A 16010-nucleotide genomic window follows, 5' to 3' on the forward strand; every position below is an offset into this window, starting at 1 on the left:
TCGCCCCAGATAGCCTGAATGTTCAACGCGGCCGCAAGAGGTGACGCGGCCAGTCACGAAACGAGGAGCCTGATGCCCACTTTCGAGGTTCCCGGAGCCGAGCTTGCGGTTGCTTTGAGCGATGAAGGTGGACACCCGATTGTCCAACTGCATGGACTTACCTCAAGCCGCGCACGCGATCGGGTGCTCAACCTCGACCTCGGCCGAGGGCTTAGTGGAACTCGACTGCTGCGGTACGACGCACGCGGCCATGGCCGGTCGACGGGTCGGAAGGTCCCCGAGGAATATCAATGGCAAAACCTCGCAGACGACCTCCTGCGACTGCTCGATCACTGGTTCCCAGGCGAACGTGTCCACGGAGTTGGTCCCTCCATGGGTACCGGCACACTCTTGCACGCCGCTTCCCGCGAGCCAGGCCGCTTTACCGGGCTCACGCTTATGGTGCCACCCACCGCGTGGGAAACCCGAGCTGCACAGGCTGCAAACTACCGGGTAGCCGCGGCGCTTATCGAGTCTGTTGGTGTCGAGGCGTTCCTCGCCACCACGCGCGGGGCAACGGCGCCGCCGGCCACAATTGGTGCGCCGGAGACGGTGCCCGACGTCGCCGACTCCCTCTTGCCGTCATTGTTTCGAGGCGCGGCACTCAGCGATCTGCCTGCTCCTGAGGCCCTCGCGCGAATCGACGTACCGACGACGATCCTGGCGTGGGTCGATGATCCGGGCCACCCGCTGTCAACCGCGGAAACCCTTGCCGCGCTGCTCCCGCAAGCAACGCTGACAGTAGCCCGCACCCCGGACGACGTCGAAACCTGGCCTAATATCCTGAGCCAGGATGTCGCCGGTTGGGGTTAAGACAGGATGATCGTTACCCGATCAGGTAGACCATGCCGCGCCCCTCGTCGGCGAGATTGGTGGCGAAGACCCGAGCCCGTCGAAGATAGCCAACGGCATACTCGACGTCAAGGTCCCGATCCACACATGGCGAATCCGGCAACCGCAGCCTCACCTCCGCATCAGAGATATCGTCCAAGTCCTGAGCAATCGCCAAAACCTCGGACGGAGTCAAGGCCCTTACCCACGGATCCCAACCTTCGCCATGCATGGTCACGTTGCCTTCAAACATACGAAAAGCGGGTCGCGCCGCCATGGCCTCCCCCAATGGGGCCGTGAGAACCTGCAGATGCCGCCATGCCTTGTCCAGATAGAGCATGTCGCGCTCCGATATCAATTGTTCGAAGGTGGTACCACTGATCCCGACACCAGGGTCAAGGCCCCAAGCATCAGCAAGCGGATCGACCGACACGAAGGTCATCGGGTCGGAAAGCACCTGTTCAGTGAGGTCGCCGTCGAATGCATATGCGTAATATCTGATTCCCATCCACCAAGTATTGCCAAAGCGCAAGCTGCGCAGGACGGCTGAGTTGCGCTATGTGGATAACTCGCGAGATGAACTGTACCGGCATGTCGATGACCAGCCGCACCGATTTGTTCACGCGACCTTGAGAGGCGTGAAGGCAGCGATCTGCCCAGCCGCACGATCTTCGGCAACGTCGAGATCGTAATGCGTCTGCAGGTTGAGCCAGAACTGAGCCGACGTTCCAACGTAGTGCCGTGTCGGGCACCTGACCAGGATGTACACGCCGTGCTCGCCGTGGGCAGCAGGCGTCCGGCCGGCGAAGTTGCCCTGGTCTACCCCGTGCCGGATAGGACGGCGTAAATATCGGCTCCACCGCAGCGAGCGGGTGGTTAGGCTGGGTGGATGGCGACAGTTATTCTCGTGCGGCACGGCCGCACCACAGCCAATGCCACGGGGCTGCTGGCCGGGCGGGCGGTCGGCATCAGCCTGGACCAAGTCGGGCGCGACCAGGCGGCTCTGACTGGAGACCGGCTCGCGGCGGTGCCCTTGGTCGCGGTGGTGTCGAGCCCGCTTGAGCGGTGTCAGCAGACCGCCCAGCTCATCCTCGATCGCCAGGCTGGCACGCCATACGCGCCGGTCGATCTCGATCTCACCGAGTGCGATTACGGCCAGTGGCAGGGCCGCACGCTCAGTGACCTCGCGACCGAGGATCTGTGGCCGGTTGTGCAGTCCCAACCGTCCGCCGTCGTCTTTCCCGGAGGTGAATCCATGGCCGCGATGCAGGCTAGGTCGGTGGCCGCGATTCGACGCCACGATGCAGCCTTCGAAGCCGAGTACGGGCCAGGAGCCGTGTGGGTGGCGGTGAGCCACGGGGACATCATCAAGTCAATCCTCGCCGACGCTTTCGGCATGCACCTTGACCTGTTCCAGCGTATTACCGTGGGCCCCGGTTCCGTATCGATCGTGCGCTACGGCGGTAGTCGGCCGAGCGTCTATGCGACCAACACCGACGCGGGTGATCTGTCGTGGCTGACGAACGGCATCCACTCTGGCGATGCGCCGGTGGGCGGCGGTGCAGGGCAAAAGGCGCCATGAACCTCATGTGCCTAGAATACTGACATGCCTACACGTGTTCACGAGTTTGCCTGGCCTGATCGGGTCGTCGTCGGCACCATTGGCCTTCCGGGGGCGCGCACGTTCTACCTGCAGGTGCGCGCAGGGACGCAGATCGTGAGTGTTGCCCTGGAGAAAGAGCAGTCGGCTCTGCTCGCGGAGAAGATCGACGAAATTCTCGACCAGCTCATCACCGTGGAGGGCAACCCGTTCAGCGTTCCCACGGGTACTCCCATTGAACTTGTCGACAATGACCAGCTCGAGGCCGTTCAGGAGCAGTTCCGCACCGGCGCCATGAGCCTAGGTTGGGACCCAACCACGGCCCAGGTGGTACTAGAGGCCTACGCCATCACCGAGGCCGATGCCGATGCCGATGCCAACGATGAGGACGGCGCTAACGAGACCGAAATGCTGCTGGTCCGCATGCCGGTCGGCACGGCCCGGGCCTTCGCCAAGCGCACCCGAGAGATCGTGGGCGCCGGGCGTCCGACGTGCCCGCTCTGCGGGTACCCCATCGACGCCGACGGGCACATCTGCACCCTTCCCGAGGTCTGATGCCGACGCCGGAGCTCGGGACCGCCGAGCTGACGCTCACCGGCCGCATCACGACGGCTTCAAACGCTACATTTCTGGGCAGCATCGGCGACGTGGTGGTCGTCTACAAGCCGATAGCCGGCGAAACTCCGCTGTGGGACTTTCCCCACGGCACCCTGGCCCACCGGGAGGTGGCCGCGTACCTGGTCTCGCAGGCATTCGGCTGGGACATCGTGCCGCACACTTGGCTGCGCGATGGTCCGATGGGCGAAGGAATGGTGCAGCTCTGGCAGGACCAAGACCCCGCCCAAAACGCCGTGAACCTGGTCGCGACAGGCCACGTGCCGGAGACGGGCTGGAAGCACGTTCTCGAGGGACGGGATGAGAACGGACGCATGGTCACCCTCGTTCACGAAGACTCGCCAGCGCTCAGGCGCATTGCGGTGTTCGACACAGTCGTCAACAACGCCGACCGCAAGGGCGGACACATTCTTGCCATGCCGGACGGACACCGGCACGGCGTGGACCATGGGCTCACCTTTCACCGTGACCACAAGCTGCGCACGGTGCTGTGGGGATGGCTGGGAGACCCTCTGACCGCCGAGGAACGCGAGGGCATCGATCGTGTCAGCGAAGGACTGCACGGTGGGCTGGGCCGACACCTGGCGGAATTGCTCAGCGCCGAAGAAATCGCATCGCTCGCCGCGCGCTGCGCCCGGTTGCGTTCGGCAGGGCGGTTTCCGGCTCCGAGCGGCGAGATGTCGGCGGTGCCCTGGCCGCTGTTCTAGACGTTGAAGCGGAACTCCACCACGTCGCCGTCGGCCATGACGTATTCCTTGCCTTCAATACGGACCTTGCCGCGGGACTTGGCCTCGGCCATGGATCCGGCGGCGATGAGGTCATCGAATGAGACAACTTCGGCCTTGATGAATCCGCGCTGGAAATCCGTGTGGATGACCCCTGCGGCCTGCGGCGCGGTGTCGCCCTGGTGGATGGTCCAGGCGCGGGCTTCCTTGGGACCGGCCGTGAGGTAGGTCTGCAGTCCGAGCGTATGGAAACCGACGCGTGCCAGCTGGTCGAGGCCGGATTCGTCCTGGCCGTTCATCTCGAGCATCTCGCGGGCTTCTTCCTCGTCGAGTTCGACGAGATCGGATTCCAGCTTGGCGTCAAGGAAAATGCAGTCTGCCGGTGCCACCATGGCGCGCAGTTCCTCTTGCTTTTCCGGGCTGCCCAGGATTCCTTCGTCGGCATTGAAGACGTAGATGAAGGGCTTGGCCGTGAGGAGGCTGAGCTCCTTGAGGTGCTCCATCTCGAGCTTGTCGCTCTTGACCGAGGAGAAGATGGTGTCACCACGCTCCAAGACGGCCTGGGCAGCCAGGATTGCTGCGAGTTCCGCGGCTTCCCGCTTCTTGATCTTGACTTCTTTTTCGATCCGGGGAATGGCCTTTTCGATCGTCTGGAGATCGGCCAGGATCAGTTCGGTGTTGATCGTCTCAATGTCCGAGCGCGGATCGACTTTGCCGTCGACGTGGACAACGTCGGGGTCGTCGAAGACACGGATGACCTGGGCGATGGCTTCTGCCTCGCGGATGTTCGCCAGGAACTTGTTGCCCAGGCCTTCGCCTTCGGAGGCGCCCTTGACGATGCCTGCGATGTCAACGAACGAGACGACGGCGGGCAGGAGGCGCTGCGATCCGAAGACCTCCGCCAACTTCTGCAGGCGCGGGTCCGGGAGGTTGACGACGCCGACGTTTGGCTCGATGGTGGCGAACGGGTAGTTCGCGGCCAGCACCTGGTTGCGGGTCAGTGCGTTGAAAAGAGTTGATTTGCCGACGTTGGGCAGTCCGACGATGCCAATAGTAAGAGCCACGAGCATTGATTCTACCCGTTGAGTGCCCTTCCCCGCTTTCGCGGGTGGAACCCTGGACCCCACGCCCGGGTGCCGTGACCCGGCTTCGCTAAATTGTCCGACCCCTATGCCAAGGTTGGAGACATGGATGGTTTTGCAGTAATACTCGCTTTGTTCATGCTTCTTCTGGGAGCGGCCGCCGGCGTGGTGGCTGGCTTCTTCCTGTTTCGGCGCCGCAATGCCGCGCTCGAAGAAGATTTCGACGGCGTCTCGGCCCGGCTTGCCGCGGTGAACGCCCAGTTTGCCGCCGCCGACGCCGAACGGCGGCTTCTGTTGTCGCAGAACCGTGAACTGAACGAGTCCAGGAACCAGGATGGCAGCGTCTTGCGGGCTCTCGCCCCTGTTGCCGAGAAGCTGACTGCCGTCCAGCAACAAGTATCGCTTCTGGAACGGGATCGCTTGGAGCAGTACGGCCAGCTCGCCCAGCAGCTCCAGGAAGCCCGGCTGTCCGATGAACAACTCCTGCGCTCCACGCATGCCCTGGCTTCCGCCCTCCGGTCCAACAGCGCCAGGGGCCAGTGGGGTGAAGTCCAGCTCCGCCGGGTAGTGGAAGCGGCCGGAATGCTGCGTCACGTCGATTTTCACGAACAGGTACATTCCGCTTCCGCCGACAACGCCGTCCGGCCGGATCTCGTGGTCCAGTTGCCGGGTGGAAAGCAGCTAGTGGTGGACGCAAAAGTTCCGTTGGCGTCCTACCTCGCCGCCCAGGAACAGGGCAACTCTACCCAGAGGGTCGACGGCCTTCAGTCTGTGGGAAATGGCGCGGATGCTTTGCTCCTCGCGCACGCGAAGGCCCTCAAGTCCCACGTGGATGCCCTGGGGTCCAAGAAGTACTGGGACATCCCCGGCAACTCGCCCGAACTGGTGATCTGCTTCCTGCCCGCGGAATCCATCCTGGCCGCCGCACTCGAAGCGGACCCCGCCCTCTTGGACCACGCCTTGTCCCGGAACGTAGTGCTCGCGTCCCCCGGCACCTTGCTGGCAGTTCTTAAGTCCGTCGCCTTCACCTGGCGCCAGGACGTCCTGACGGACAACGCCCGGGAACTCTTCGAGCTCGCCCGGCAGCTGTACGAACGGATGGGCACTCTCGGCGACAACGTGGGCAAGCTGGGTTCATCGTTGAAGACCTCGGTGGATCGCTACAACGCACTCGTCGGAACCCTGGAAGCACGCGTCTTACCGACGGCACGGAAACTCAATTCCATGGACACCGACGGTCTGGTGTCACCGTCCGCAGTGGACGCAGTGCCGCGGGCGCTTGCCGCACCCGAACTGATCGAAGGCGAATCCGCGGCCTAGGACCGGCCTAGTAGGGGGTCCGGGCCGGGCGCAGGGTGCCGGGCCCGGACCGGACTACGACGTTGGCCGGTTCCCGCGTCCGCCCAAGGCCCGTGTGACATCTCCGGCCTCTTTGAGGGTGGCGCGCAGTTCCTTCGGCAGGGAGAACAGGAGGTCTTCCTCCGCCGTCACCACCTCTTCAACCGCACCGTAACCGTAGTCGGCCAGCAAACGGAGAACGTCCTGGACAAGGACCTCAGGAACGGAAGCGCCGGAGGTGACGCCCACGGTGGCGACGCCTTCGAACCAGCCCTCGTCCACCTCATTCGCGAAATCGACCCGGTAGGAGGCCTTGGCACCATATTCAAGCGCCACTTCGACGAGCCGCACGGAGTTGGAGGAATTCGCAGATCCCACCACGATCACCAGGTCGGCCTGCGGGGCAATCTTTTTGATGGCCACTTGGCGGTTGGTGGTGGCGTAGCAAATGTCGTCGCTGGGCGGATCCTGCAACGTGGGAAACCGCTCCTTGAGCATCCGGACGGTTTCCATGGTCTCGTCGACGCTCAGGGTGGTTTGCGAAAGCCAGATGGTTTTCTCCGGGTTGCGCACAGTGACCTTGTCCACTTCGTGCGGACCATTGATGATCTGGATGTGATCCGGGGCTTCGCCGGCCGTTCCTTCCACTTCCTCGTGACCGTCGTGGCCGATAAGGAGAATGTCGTAGTCTTCCTTGGCGAAGCGGACGGCTTCGCGGTGCACCTTCGTGACGAGCGGGCAGGTGGCATCGATGGTGCGCAGACCGCGGTCTTCGGCCGATTGCACGACGGCCGGGGACACGCCATGGGCCGAGAAGATCACGAGGGCGCCTTCGGGTACCTCGTCCGTCTCTTCGACGAAGATGGCACCCTTTTCCTCCAGCGAGGTGACCACGTGCACGTTATGCACGATCTGCTTACGAACGTAAACCGGCGGCCCATAGTGTTCCAGTGCCTTCTCCACCGCGATGACTGCGCGATCGACGCCGGCGCAATATCCGCGGGGGGCCGCGAGCAAGACGCGCTTGGGGCCGGAGACCGGAGCGGCGGCCAGCACCTCGTCCGGCGTCCGACGCCTACGCGGGACAGAGGGCATCGGAATGGAAACTGCTGAGCTGGTCATCCCTCCATGCTACCGGCAGCGTTCGCCCGCAAGCTCGGCCCGGCTTTGCGCGAGAAGATCACGACGAACAGGCCAAGAAGCGCAAGCACTCCCGCAGCAATCCAGGCGTTGGTGATCCAGCCGGTGAAATTGTCGACCGAGGCTGCCAGCAACTCGCGCGCGAAGAGGCCGCCCGTGCCGGTTCCGCCCAGGCCCGCGTCGCCTGCCCCCTTCAGCACAGTCGTAGCCATTTGCCACAACGCCGCGACTGCGGCCAGGCCCAGTCCGGCGAACAGGAGAACCACGCCCCTGCGCTTCGCGAAAAGCAGACCCAGGGCAAACAGCAGGACGGCGCCGAGGCCGGCAATCCACCACATCGGCGCATAGGCGGCGATGGCGTCTACCTGCTGGCGCTGGGCAGGGCCGCCGATGTTGATCAGTGTGGAGTCCGGCGTCGCAATGGGGAGGCCGGTTGCCGCGTGCAGCCGGTCCGCCGCGATCTTGACCAAGGGCCCGACGTCGAGCACCAAGGACGTCCCCGCGGTCGGGTTCCCGGAGCTGCCGTTGCCTGCGAAATTCAGTTGGTGGCTCCGGCCTACGGTTTCATTCCACGCTTGCGGGTATTCGGGCCACGTGGTCATTGCGGCGGCCGCGTCTTTGAGGAAGGAAGCGCCAAGTTGTTCCACCGGCGCCGGTAGGTTGATTTTGGATTCAAGGCTCGCGACGGCGGTAGCGGCCAGGCGCGCCTGGAACGCCTGGTCCTTCCCGATCGACGAGGTGAGCGCCACAAACCCGTCTTCCCGGACGATGTTGGCGTCCGTCCATGCCATCGGGACGGCGATTCCTGTGAGCAGAAGGGCAAAGATCACTGCGATTGCAGAGACGAACGAGCGCAATGGATTCCTCAAGTTTGGAGTGCAGCAGTTCCAGGCGGGGCAACGACGGGTAAATGTCGGTCATGCATGCTACAAGGTATGGATAGAGTTGGAAGCCTGCCGCCCGCTTTTCGGTAGCACAATCTTTTCGGTAGCAACGTTTCAGTAGCACCTATAGCAGGGATGCTTCCGGCACCCCCTAGCAAAGTACCAGCGAGGACAGAACCATGCACCAGCCACCAACAGGAGGCTACCCGCGTGTCCTATGATGCCGTACCCGGCGGCGCGCCACGGGCGTTGCCGATTTCCGGACTCCCGAACGCGGGAGACCAGGAAGAAGTGTCCGCCGGAGAAGAGTCCACGAAGGCAGAGTCAACCCTGCCCGCGACGGCGTCGGAGACAAGTCCCGACAATCCTTGGCCGCTGCAGCTTCTGTCCCGCAAGCTCAAGACCCATATAGAACGGGCCCCGGCCGCGTGGATCGAAGGCCAGGTCATCGAACTCAACCGTCGCGGGGGCAGCGCCTTCGTGACGCTGCGGGACACCGACGCCGAAATCTCCTTGCCCGCGTCACTGTGGTCCAACGTCCTGGACCGCCAGAAGATGCCGCTGGAGCGGGGCTCACGCGTCGTGGCCTTGGTGAAACCCGAATTCTGGCTCAAGACCGGCCGGCTCAACATGTCGATCAAGGACATCCGTCCCGTCGGCCTCGGCGATCTCCTCGCCAGAATCGAGCGCTTGCGCCAGGCCCTTGGCGCTGAAGGGCTGTTTTCAGACTCGAGGAAGAAGCGGCTGCCCCTGCTCCCCCACCGGATCGGGCTCATCACCGGCCGCGATTCCGACGCCAAGAAAGACGTCCTGCGCAACGCGGCCCTTCGCTGGCCCGCCGTCGAATTCGCCGTCCGGGAAGTTGCAGTCCAGGGTGTCACGGCAGTCAGCCAGATCCTGGCTGCGCTCAAGGAACTCGATGCCGATCCGCACGTGGATGTGATCGTGATCGCCCGTGGTGGTGGAGCCCTGGAAGATCTGCTTCCGTTCAGCAACGAAGAACTGGTCCGGGCAGTATCCGCAGCGGCCACCCCGGTAGTCAGCGCAATTGGCCATGAGGCCGACCACCCTATCCTGGACGATGTCGCCGACCTTCGTGCATCCACGCCCACCGACGCCGCGAAGAGGATCGTCCCCGACGTCGCCGAGGAACTGGCAAGGGTACGTCAGGCCCGCGAGCAGCTACGCCGCGGCGTCGGACGCCTCGTGGACCGCGAAACGGATCGACTCCATGCGTTGAGATCGCGCCCCGTGCTGGCGTCCCCCGAGGGAATGGTCATTGCACGGGAAGAGGACGTCGAACGGCTCCGGAAACATGCCCACACCGCGGTGAGCTCCGCAGTTGTACGCGCACTTGATCAGGTGCACCACCTCCGCGCCCAGGTGAGGGCATTGTCCCCCCAAAAAACGCTCGACCGGGGGTACGCCGTCGTCCAGGTCGCAGGGGCGGACGGAGTGGGCCATGACGTCGTCCGGAACCCGGATCAAGCCCCCGACGGCACGGAGCTGACCCTCCGCCTGGCGGAAGGCCGCCTTGCGGCCGTATCTTCCGGAGCTCCCGTATCTTCCGGAGCTCCCGGGCACCCCAGTAAGCACCAGCACAATGAGGACTGAGAAATGACAGCAGAGAACACATCCCCTGCGGCCAAGGCTTCCGCCGACAACCTGGACGCCCTCAGCTATGAGGAAGCCCGCGAGCAGCTCATGGCCGTGGTTGGCCGCCTTGAAGCCGGCGGAGCAAGCCTTGAAGAATCGCTCGCTCTCTGGGAACGCGGCGAAGCCTTGGCGAAGCGCTGCGAAGAGTGGCTGGAGGGTGCCCGCAGGAGGCTGGCCGCGGCCCGGAACAGCGGCGAGGATGACCCGGCGGCCAGCTAGGATCGGACCGCCAGGGCCCGTTCCGCCGCCACATCAAAGTCGGCTTTAGGCCAGCCCAGATCCAGTTTCTCGAGCGCCTCCAGAAGAAGCTCCTGGACAGCGATCCTCGCAAACCACTTCTTGTTCGCCGGAACCACATACCAAGGCGCCACCTCGGTTGACGTTTTCTCGAACACGAGCTGATAGGCCTCCATGTAGGAATCCCAAAACGCGCGTTCCTTGAGATCGCCCGTGCTGTACTTCCAGTGCTTGGACGGGTCGTCCAAGCGTGACAGCAGGCGTTCCTTCTGTTCATCGCGGCTGATGTTGAGCATCACCTTGACGATCGCCGTGCCCTGTTCGGCGAGGCGTGCCTCGAACCCGTTGATGGCCGCGTAGCGCCGTTCCAGTTCGGCCTCATCAGCCCAACCGTGCACTCGGTGAATGAGCACGTCCTCATAGTGCGAACGGTCAAAAACCCCGACGAATCCGGCGGCGGGAAGTGCCTTCTCGATCCGCCAGAGGAAATCGTGGGCTTTCTCCTCGTCGGTGGGAGCCTTGAACGGAGCAACCTTGACACCTTGGGGATCCATGGATCCGACGACGTGCTCCACGATCCCGCCCTTGCCGGCAGTATCCATTGCTTGGAGGATCAACAGCACCCGTTTGGAGGAGCCAAACTTTCCCTCGGCAAAGAGCATTTCCTGCAGTTCGTCCAAGCGTTCGTCCTGGGCGGCCAGTAAGGCGACGCCGTCAGGCTTCTTCCCCTTGTAGCCCGGCGTCGATTCCGGGTCCACCTCGGACAACAAGAAGCCCGGCCGGGCTTTCAGTTCCTTTGACGGACTGTGCTTGAAACGCACTGCAGCGGCCATTTCGACGTCCCCTCTGGTCCGGCCGCATTCATCGCGGCTTGCACAACAGGCTAGTTGCCTTGGTACCGCCCCAGGAAGTCCGCCATGCGGCCGATCGCTTCTTCAATATCCTTGACGTTTGGCAAGGTCACCATGCGGAAGTGGTCCGGACGCACCCAGTTGAAGGCCCGTCCATGTGAGACGAGGATCTTTTGTTCCTTGAGTAGGTCGAGGACGAACTTCTCGTCGTCGCGGATGTGATAGACCTCAGGGTCCAACTTCGGGAACAGATAAAGGGCACCCCGGGCCTGTTGTGTGCTCACGCCAGGAATGGCGTTGAGCAGATCGTAGGCCTTGTTCCGCTGTTCAAGGAGCCTGCCGCCGGGCAGGATGAGATCGTTGATGCTCTGGTGGCCACCGAGGGCGGTCTGGATGGCATGCTGCGCCGGCACGTTGGCGCACAGGCGCATGTTGGCCAGCAGGTTGATGCCCTCGAGGTAGTCCGCGGCGTCCTTCTTGGGACCGGAGATGGCCATCCAGCCGGCACGGTAGCCACATACCCGGTAGGCCTTGGACAATCCGCTGAACGTCAGGCAGAGCACGTCGTCGCCGGTGAGTGCGGCAAGATTCACGTGGACAGCGTCTTCGTAGAGGATCTTCTCGTAGATCTCATCGGCGAACACCACAAGGCCATGCTTCTCGGCCAGGGCCACGATCTTCTTGAGGGTTTCCTCCGGGTACACAGCGCCCGTGGGGTTGTTCGGGTTGATGACCACGATGCCCTTGGTTTGAGGCGTGATCTTCGATTCCATGTCCTCAAGGTCCGGCTGCCAGCCCGATTCTTCGTCGCACAGATAGTGGACCGGACGGCCGCCCGCGAGTGCGACCGAGGCGGTCCAGAGCGGGTAGTCGGGAGTGGGAATGAGAATCTCATCCCCCACTTCCAGCAAGGCCATGAGCGACATGGTGATGAGCTCGCTGACGCCGTTGCCAAGATAGATGTCGTCAACGTGGATGTTTTGGATGCCGCGGGTCTGGTAGTACTGCGAGACGGCGGTGCGGGCCGAGAAAATTCCGCGCGAATCGCTGTAGCCCTGGGCATGTGGCAGATGGCGGATCATGTCCACCAGGATCGCGTCCGGCGCTTCAAATCCGAACGGTGCCGGGTTTCCGATGTTCAGTTTGAGGATGCGGTGACCCTCTGCCTCCATCTGCTGGGCGGCCTGAAGAATCGGTCCACGGATGTCGTAAAGGACATTATGAAGCTTGGTGGACTGCTTGAATTCTGCCATTCATCAAATATGCCATACCGGGGATGTACTTCCGTTGAGACATCACTCACATTCAGGACGACGGCGGCGAGGCCCCCAAAGGGTTCCACGCCGCCGTCGTCCTTGGCAGGGGCCTCCGCCGCCTGGGCCCCCGCTACCGAGGGGCCCCAATAGAGCTTGCGAGATTGGGGAGGTAGCGGGGAGGGTTCCCTGGACGAGCGGAGCGAGGCGAGGGAGGCGGTGGGGACCTACTTCACGATCCCTTTGTCCTTGAGCCAAGCGGCAGCAGCGTCCTTGGGATTCTGCTTTTGGTTGCCGCTGACTGCCCGGTTGAGGTTGATGAGGTCATCCGTGGTCAGGATCTTGGAAACGTTGTTGAGGGCTGCCTTCGCCTTGTCCGTCATCTTGGCCATGTTGTATAGCGGGAGGACCTGCTGGGCCTTGAAGTTGTTCTTGGGATCATCCAGGACCACCAGGGCGTTGTCCTGGATGGACGGCGTGGTGGTGTAGATGTCGGCAACCTGGACGTCGTTGGAGAGCAGGGCCTGCAGCGTGAGGTTGCCGCCGCCGTCGCTGAACGGCTTCAGGCCCTTGAGCACGCAGTTGTAGTTGGCCTTGAGGCCCGGGAACCCATAGGCGCGGGTCTCAAAGGTTGCAGGTGCTGCCATCGTGAAGTCCCCACAGACCTTGGCAAGGTCTTCGATGGACTTGAGCTGGTACTTCTCCGCCGTGGCCTTCGTGACAACCATGGCGTCCTTGTCTTCAGCCTTGGCGGGGTCGAGCACTCCGAGGCCCTGTGGAAGCTTCCCGGGCAGCGCTTTGTAGACGTCATCGGCCGAGACCTGCGTGGCGTTGGCGTCCAGGTAGGACAAGAGGTTGCCGGAATAGTCGGGGGCGAGGTCGATCGAACCGTCCTGGACAGCCTTGAAGTAGATTTCCCGGGATCCGATATTGGGCTTGGTGGTAGCAGTGACGCCGGCGGCGTTAAGTGCTCCGGCGTAGATTTCGGCGATGACTTGGCTCTCGGGGAAATCTGCCGAGCCCACAGTGAGCGAGCCGCCGGCCCCGGAGGGAGCGTTGGTGGACGGGGTGGACAGCGGGCTGCCGCCACACGCGCTCAGAGCAAGCGCAATGCCGACTCCGGCCGCCAGGCCGCCGAACCCGCGGCGGGTCAGGGTGACGGGTTGCTTCATGCGGTACCTCCTTGAACGGCAGCCCCTGCTGGTGCGGCGGCTGCGAGATCTCCGGCGGCCTTATGGCCGCCGCTGGAATCGATGGAAAGTCCGGGCGGGAGGAGGATCCTCTGCGCCATGGCCAGAATGAGGTCGACGGCGATTGCCAACGCCGCGATGAGCAGTGACCCGCCGAGCATGCGGGGGAAGTCCTGGAGGACCAATCCGTCAAAAAGATAACGCCCCAAGCCGCCCAACGGAAGGTACGCCACCACGGAAACCGTTGCGATGACCTGGAGGACCGCCGTCCGGATGCCACCGAACATGACCTGGAGTCCGTTGGGCAGCTCCACCCGGAACAAGATCTGGAGTTCTGTCATGCCCATGGCCCGGGCCCCGTCAACCACTGTTGGATCCACGCTGGAAATCCCCGCGTAGGTCCCGGCCAGGAGGGGCGGCACCGTCAAGATGACCAGGGCCCAGACGGGAGGCATGAGTCCGCTTCCCGCCAACAGGGCAAAGAGGACAAGTAGGCCGAGGGTGGGCAGGGCCCGCAAGGCGCCGGCGAATGCCACGGCAACGACGCGCCCATGTCCCGTGTGGCCTATGAAGAGACCCAGCGGCACGGAGATGGCCGCGGCAATCACCAGGACCAGCCCGGAATACTGCAAGTGTTCCAGGAGCCGCGTGGCGATTCCGCCGCTTCCCGACCAGTGAACCGGATCCGTGAGCCAAGCGAGCGTATCCACGAAGATGTTGCTCATCGGGCCGCCTCCGCGTGGATCTCGGCATCCGCGATGAACTGCGCTGCTTTGGCGTCTTGCTTGGCGGTTGCCGCACCGGCACGCGTCCAGGGCGTCAGCAGCTTCTCGAGCAGGACCAAGAACGTGTCCATGATGAGGGCCAGCAGGAGAATCGCGATGATGCCGATGACCACCTCAGTGACGAACGCTCGCTGCAGGCCGTCGGTGAACAGCATTCCCAAGTTCCCGACCCCCAGCAGCGCGGCGACGCTCACGAGGGAGATATTGCTGACGGACACCACGCGCAGGCCAGCGAAGAGCACTGGCAAGGAAAGCGGAAGGTCGATCTGCAGGAACCGTGCGGTCGGCTTGAATCCCATGGACACTGCCGCCATGCGGAGGTCGTCGTCCACGGAATCGAACGCGTCCATTGCGGCCCGCACCAGCAAGGCAACGGCATAGAGGGTGAGGGCAACCACCACGTTGAGCGGATCCAGGATCCGGGTTCCCAGGATCGGCGGCAGGATAATGAAAAGCGCCAGGGAAGGAATGGTGTACAGCAGGGAACTTCCCGTGGTGACGACGGTCCTGAGGGTACGGTTCCGCCGGGCCAGTTGCCCCAAGGGAACCGCAATGAGCAGACCCAAAACCATGGGAATCAAAGCCAGGATCAGGTGCTCGCCGGCCCGCTCGAAGACCATGCCGCTGTTCGCCAGGAACCATTCCATCAGGGGGCGTCCTCCCGGTTGTGCCGGGTCTGCTCAATGAGCGCCAGCACTTCATCGGCTTTGAGGACGCCGGCGAGCCTGCCGTCGTCGTCGACTACTACGCCAAGGCCCGAAGGTGAGGACAACGCGGCATCCAGCGCCCGGCGGAGCGTATCCCCGCGCCGGAACAAGGAGCCTCCGGGAATCAGTCCGGCGCCGTCGCGCGGCGAGGCCCATCCCATGGGCCGGGAGTCGCCGTCGAGCACCAAGGCCCATTCGTTGGTCCCTGCGGCCACTTGCGGGGCCTCGACCGTCTTGACCGGATGCACCGCAACAGCATCGGCGGGGTTGAAGGAAAGGTGGCGGAACCCCCTGTCACGGCCCACGAAGGATGCTACGAAGTCATTGGCGGGGGCCCGGAGGATCTCTTCCGGGGCCGCGTATTGCGCCAATTTGCCCCCGACGGCGAAGACGGCCACTTTGTCACCGAGCACGGTGGCCTCATCGATGTCGTGGGTGACGAAGACGATGGTCTTGGCCAGTTCGCGCTGGAGCCGGAGGAGTTCCTGCTGGAGTTCGTCGCGGACCACGGGGTCCACCGCGCTGAAGGGCTCGTCCATGAGCAATACGGGCGGGTCCGCTGCGAGCGCGCGGGCCACCCCGACTCGCTGCTGCTGGCCGCCGGACAACTGGGACGGGTACCGCTTGCCGAGCACCGAAGCCAGCCCGACAACGTCGAGCAGCTCTTCCGCCCGTTTGCGGGCCGCCGCCCTGGAAACGCCGTTGAGCCGCGGAACGGTGGCAATGTTGTCCAGCACGGAACGGTGCGGCATGAGTCCCGAAGACTGCATGACGTAACCCATGGAGCGGCGCAACTGTGCGGCCGGTTCGTTCGAAACATCCTTGCCGGCCACAGTGATGGTGCCCGAGGTGGGCTCTACCATGCGGTTGATCATCCGCAGGGACGTGGTCTTTCCGCAGCCCGAGGGGCCGACGAATACGGTGATGGCACCCTTGTCGATAGACATGCTCAATCCATCAACAGCGGGTTGTCCGCCCTGATACTGCTTGGTGACGCTCTGGAACTCAATCATGGCTTCAGCCATTCCGGGGCTTACCTAACTTTTCGGGCCGCAAATATCAACGATGGAACTCAAT

The 16010-nt window shown here is 63.5% G+C and carries 17 protein-coding genes; 7 read left to right on the forward strand and 10 right to left on the reverse strand.

Going from position 1 to position 16010, the window contains the following annotated elements:
- Positions 1-72 precede the first annotated feature (72 nt).
- The gene (locus AC1DJW_RS00790) at positions 73-852 is read left to right on the forward strand and encodes an alpha/beta fold hydrolase (protein ID WP_284751643.1); all 780 of its coding nucleotides are present in this window, start codon (positions 73-75) and stop codon (positions 850-852) included.
- 13 nt (positions 853-865) lie between these two features.
- On the opposite strand, the gene AC1DJW_RS00795 is transcribed toward AC1DJW_RS00790, so the two are convergent.
- A complete protein-coding gene (locus AC1DJW_RS00795; RefSeq protein WP_390278924.1) occupies positions 866-1378 on the reverse strand; it encodes a hypothetical protein in 513 nt (170 codons plus the stop codon).
- Between the two features lie 381 nt (positions 1379-1759).
- On the opposite strand from AC1DJW_RS00795, the gene AC1DJW_RS00800 reads away from it, so the two are divergent.
- From AC1DJW_RS00800 to AC1DJW_RS00810, 3 genes are read left to right on the forward strand one after another with little or no spacing between them, the layout of a single operon-like run.
- Positions 1760-2452, forward strand: a complete 693-nt coding sequence (locus tag AC1DJW_RS00800) for a histidine phosphatase family protein (RefSeq protein WP_284751645.1) — start codon at positions 1760-1762, stop codon at positions 2450-2452.
- Between the two features lie 24 nt (positions 2453-2476).
- The gene (locus tag AC1DJW_RS00805; protein ID WP_390278918.1) at positions 2477-3025 is read left to right on the forward strand and encodes a DUF3090 domain-containing protein; all 549 of its coding nucleotides are present in this window, start codon (positions 2477-2479) and stop codon (positions 3023-3025) included.
- Positions 3025-3792 carry an SCO1664 family protein gene (locus tag AC1DJW_RS00810; protein WP_476900504.1) on the forward strand — a complete coding sequence of 256 codons (768 nt, stop codon included), beginning with the start codon at positions 3025-3027 and terminating at the stop codon, positions 3790-3792. The genes AC1DJW_RS00805 and AC1DJW_RS00810 overlap by 1 nt, the downstream gene beginning before the upstream one ends.
- On the opposite strand, the gene ychF is transcribed toward AC1DJW_RS00810, so the two are convergent.
- Positions 3789-4874: a redox-regulated ATPase YchF gene (gene ychF, locus AC1DJW_RS00815; protein WP_390278914.1), complete on the reverse strand. Its 1086-nt coding sequence runs from the start codon at positions 4872-4874 to the stop codon at positions 3789-3791. The two genes, AC1DJW_RS00810 and ychF, sit on opposite strands and share 4 nt — an antisense overlap.
- Before the next feature lie 123 nt (positions 4875-4997).
- Between ychF and AC1DJW_RS00820 the strand changes: the two genes are divergently transcribed.
- A complete protein-coding gene (locus AC1DJW_RS00820; RefSeq protein WP_476900505.1) occupies positions 4998-6212 on the forward strand; it encodes a DNA recombination protein RmuC in 1215 nt (404 codons plus the stop codon).
- 54 nt (positions 6213-6266) lie between these two features.
- On the opposite strand, the gene AC1DJW_RS00825 is transcribed toward AC1DJW_RS00820, so the two are convergent.
- Both AC1DJW_RS00825 and AC1DJW_RS00830 read right to left on the reverse strand, forming a co-directional pair.
- Positions 6267-7352, reverse strand: coding sequence for a 4-hydroxy-3-methylbut-2-enyl diphosphate reductase (locus tag AC1DJW_RS00825; protein WP_459342805.1), 1086 nt, complete (start codon positions 7350-7352; stop codon positions 6267-6269).
- Complete coding sequence (locus AC1DJW_RS00830; RefSeq protein ID WP_284751651.1) at positions 7349-8227, reverse strand: hypothetical protein; 879 nt, start codon at positions 8225-8227, stop codon at positions 7349-7351. The genes AC1DJW_RS00825 and AC1DJW_RS00830 overlap by 4 nt, the downstream gene beginning before the upstream one ends.
- A 318-nt stretch (positions 8228-8545) precedes the next feature.
- Here AC1DJW_RS00830 and xseA point away from each other — a divergent pair, with 318 nt between their 5' ends.
- Together xseA and AC1DJW_RS00840 are read left to right on the forward strand one after the other, a co-directional pair.
- Positions 8546-9868, forward strand: coding sequence for an exodeoxyribonuclease VII large subunit (gene xseA / locus AC1DJW_RS00835; RefSeq protein WP_390278954.1), 1323 nt, complete (start codon positions 8546-8548; stop codon positions 9866-9868).
- 3 nt (positions 9869-9871) lie between these two features.
- A complete protein-coding gene (locus AC1DJW_RS00840; protein WP_284751652.1) occupies positions 9872-10129 on the forward strand; it encodes an exodeoxyribonuclease VII small subunit in 258 nt (85 codons plus the stop codon).
- Here AC1DJW_RS00840 and AC1DJW_RS00845 read toward each other — a convergent pair.
- The 6 genes from AC1DJW_RS00845 to AC1DJW_RS00870 all read right to left on the reverse strand — a co-directional run bounded on the left by AC1DJW_RS00845 (position 10126) and on the right by AC1DJW_RS00870 (position 15958).
- Positions 10126-10980, reverse strand: coding sequence for a polyphosphate kinase 2 family protein (locus AC1DJW_RS00845; RefSeq protein ID WP_284751653.1), 855 nt, complete (start codon positions 10978-10980; stop codon positions 10126-10128). The genes AC1DJW_RS00840 and AC1DJW_RS00845 overlap by 4 nt on opposite strands.
- Before the next feature lie 50 nt (positions 10981-11030).
- Complete coding sequence (locus tag AC1DJW_RS00850) at positions 11031-12251, reverse strand: pyridoxal phosphate-dependent aminotransferase (protein ID WP_284751654.1); 1221 nt, start codon at positions 12249-12251, stop codon at positions 11031-11033.
- Between the two features lie 227 nt (positions 12252-12478).
- Positions 12479-13423: an ABC transporter substrate-binding protein gene (locus AC1DJW_RS00855; protein WP_284751655.1), complete on the reverse strand. Its 945-nt coding sequence runs from the start codon at positions 13421-13423 to the stop codon at positions 12479-12481.
- The gene (locus AC1DJW_RS00860) at positions 13420-14166 is read right to left on the reverse strand and encodes an ABC transporter permease (RefSeq protein ID WP_284751656.1); all 747 of its coding nucleotides are present in this window, start codon (positions 14164-14166) and stop codon (positions 13420-13422) included. The genes AC1DJW_RS00855 and AC1DJW_RS00860 overlap by 4 nt, the downstream gene beginning before the upstream one ends.
- Entirely contained in the window at positions 14163-14873 is a 711-nt protein-coding gene (locus AC1DJW_RS00865) for an ABC transporter permease (RefSeq protein WP_284751657.1), read from the reverse strand. The genes AC1DJW_RS00860 and AC1DJW_RS00865 overlap by 4 nt, the downstream gene beginning before the upstream one ends.
- On the reverse strand, positions 14873-15958 hold the full coding sequence (locus AC1DJW_RS00870; protein WP_390278902.1) for an ABC transporter ATP-binding protein: 1086 nt from the start codon (positions 15956-15958) through the stop codon (positions 14873-14875). Before AC1DJW_RS00870 ends, AC1DJW_RS00865 begins: the two co-directional genes overlap by 1 nt.
- Positions 15959-16010 lie beyond the last annotated feature (52 nt).

Source organism: Arthrobacter sp. 05L417, assembly GCF_056397865.1.

Bases quoted from the DNA above. Each gene is read 5' to 3' on its own strand.
- AC1DJW_RS00790 (WP_284751643.1), top strand. From the start codon at position 73: ATGCCCACTTTCGAGGTTCCCGGAGCCGAGCTTGCGGTTGCTTTGAGC.
- AC1DJW_RS00795 (WP_390278924.1), bottom strand. From the start codon at position 1,378: ATGGGAATCAGATATTACGCATATGCATTCGACGGCGACCTCACTGAA.
- AC1DJW_RS00800 (WP_284751645.1), top strand. From the start codon at position 1,760: ATGGCGACAGTTATTCTCGTGCGGCACGGCCGCACCACAGCCAATGCC.
- AC1DJW_RS00805 (WP_390278918.1), top strand. From the start codon at position 2,477: ATGCCTACACGTGTTCACGAGTTTGCCTGGCCTGATCGGGTCGTCGTC.
- AC1DJW_RS00810 (WP_476900504.1), top strand. From the start codon at position 3,025: ATGCCGACGCCGGAGCTCGGGACCGCCGAGCTGACGCTCACCGGCCGC.
- AC1DJW_RS00820 (WP_476900505.1), top strand. From the start codon at position 4,998: ATGGATGGTTTTGCAGTAATACTCGCTTTGTTCATGCTTCTTCTGGGA.
- AC1DJW_RS00825 (WP_459342805.1), bottom strand. From the start codon at position 7,352: ATGACCAGCTCAGCAGTTTCCATTCCGATGCCCTCTGTCCCGCGTAGG.
- AC1DJW_RS00840 (WP_284751652.1), top strand. From the start codon at position 9,872: ATGACAGCAGAGAACACATCCCCTGCGGCCAAGGCTTCCGCCGACAAC.
- AC1DJW_RS00845 (WP_284751653.1), bottom strand. From the start codon at position 10,980: ATGGCCGCTGCAGTGCGTTTCAAGCACAGTCCGTCAAAGGAACTGAAA.
- AC1DJW_RS00850 (WP_284751654.1), bottom strand. From the start codon at position 12,251: ATGGCAGAATTCAAGCAGTCCACCAAGCTTCATAATGTCCTTTACGAC.
- AC1DJW_RS00855 (WP_284751655.1), bottom strand. From the start codon at position 13,423: ATGAAGCAACCCGTCACCCTGACCCGCCGCGGGTTCGGCGGCCTGGCG.
- AC1DJW_RS00860 (WP_284751656.1), bottom strand. From the start codon at position 14,166: ATGAGCAACATCTTCGTGGATACGCTCGCTTGGCTCACGGATCCGGTT.
- AC1DJW_RS00865 (WP_284751657.1), bottom strand. From the start codon at position 14,873: ATGGAATGGTTCCTGGCGAACAGCGGCATGGTCTTCGAGCGGGCCGGC.
- AC1DJW_RS00870 (WP_390278902.1), bottom strand. From the start codon at position 15,958: ATGGCTGAAGCCATGATTGAGTTCCAGAGCGTCACCAAGCAGTATCAG.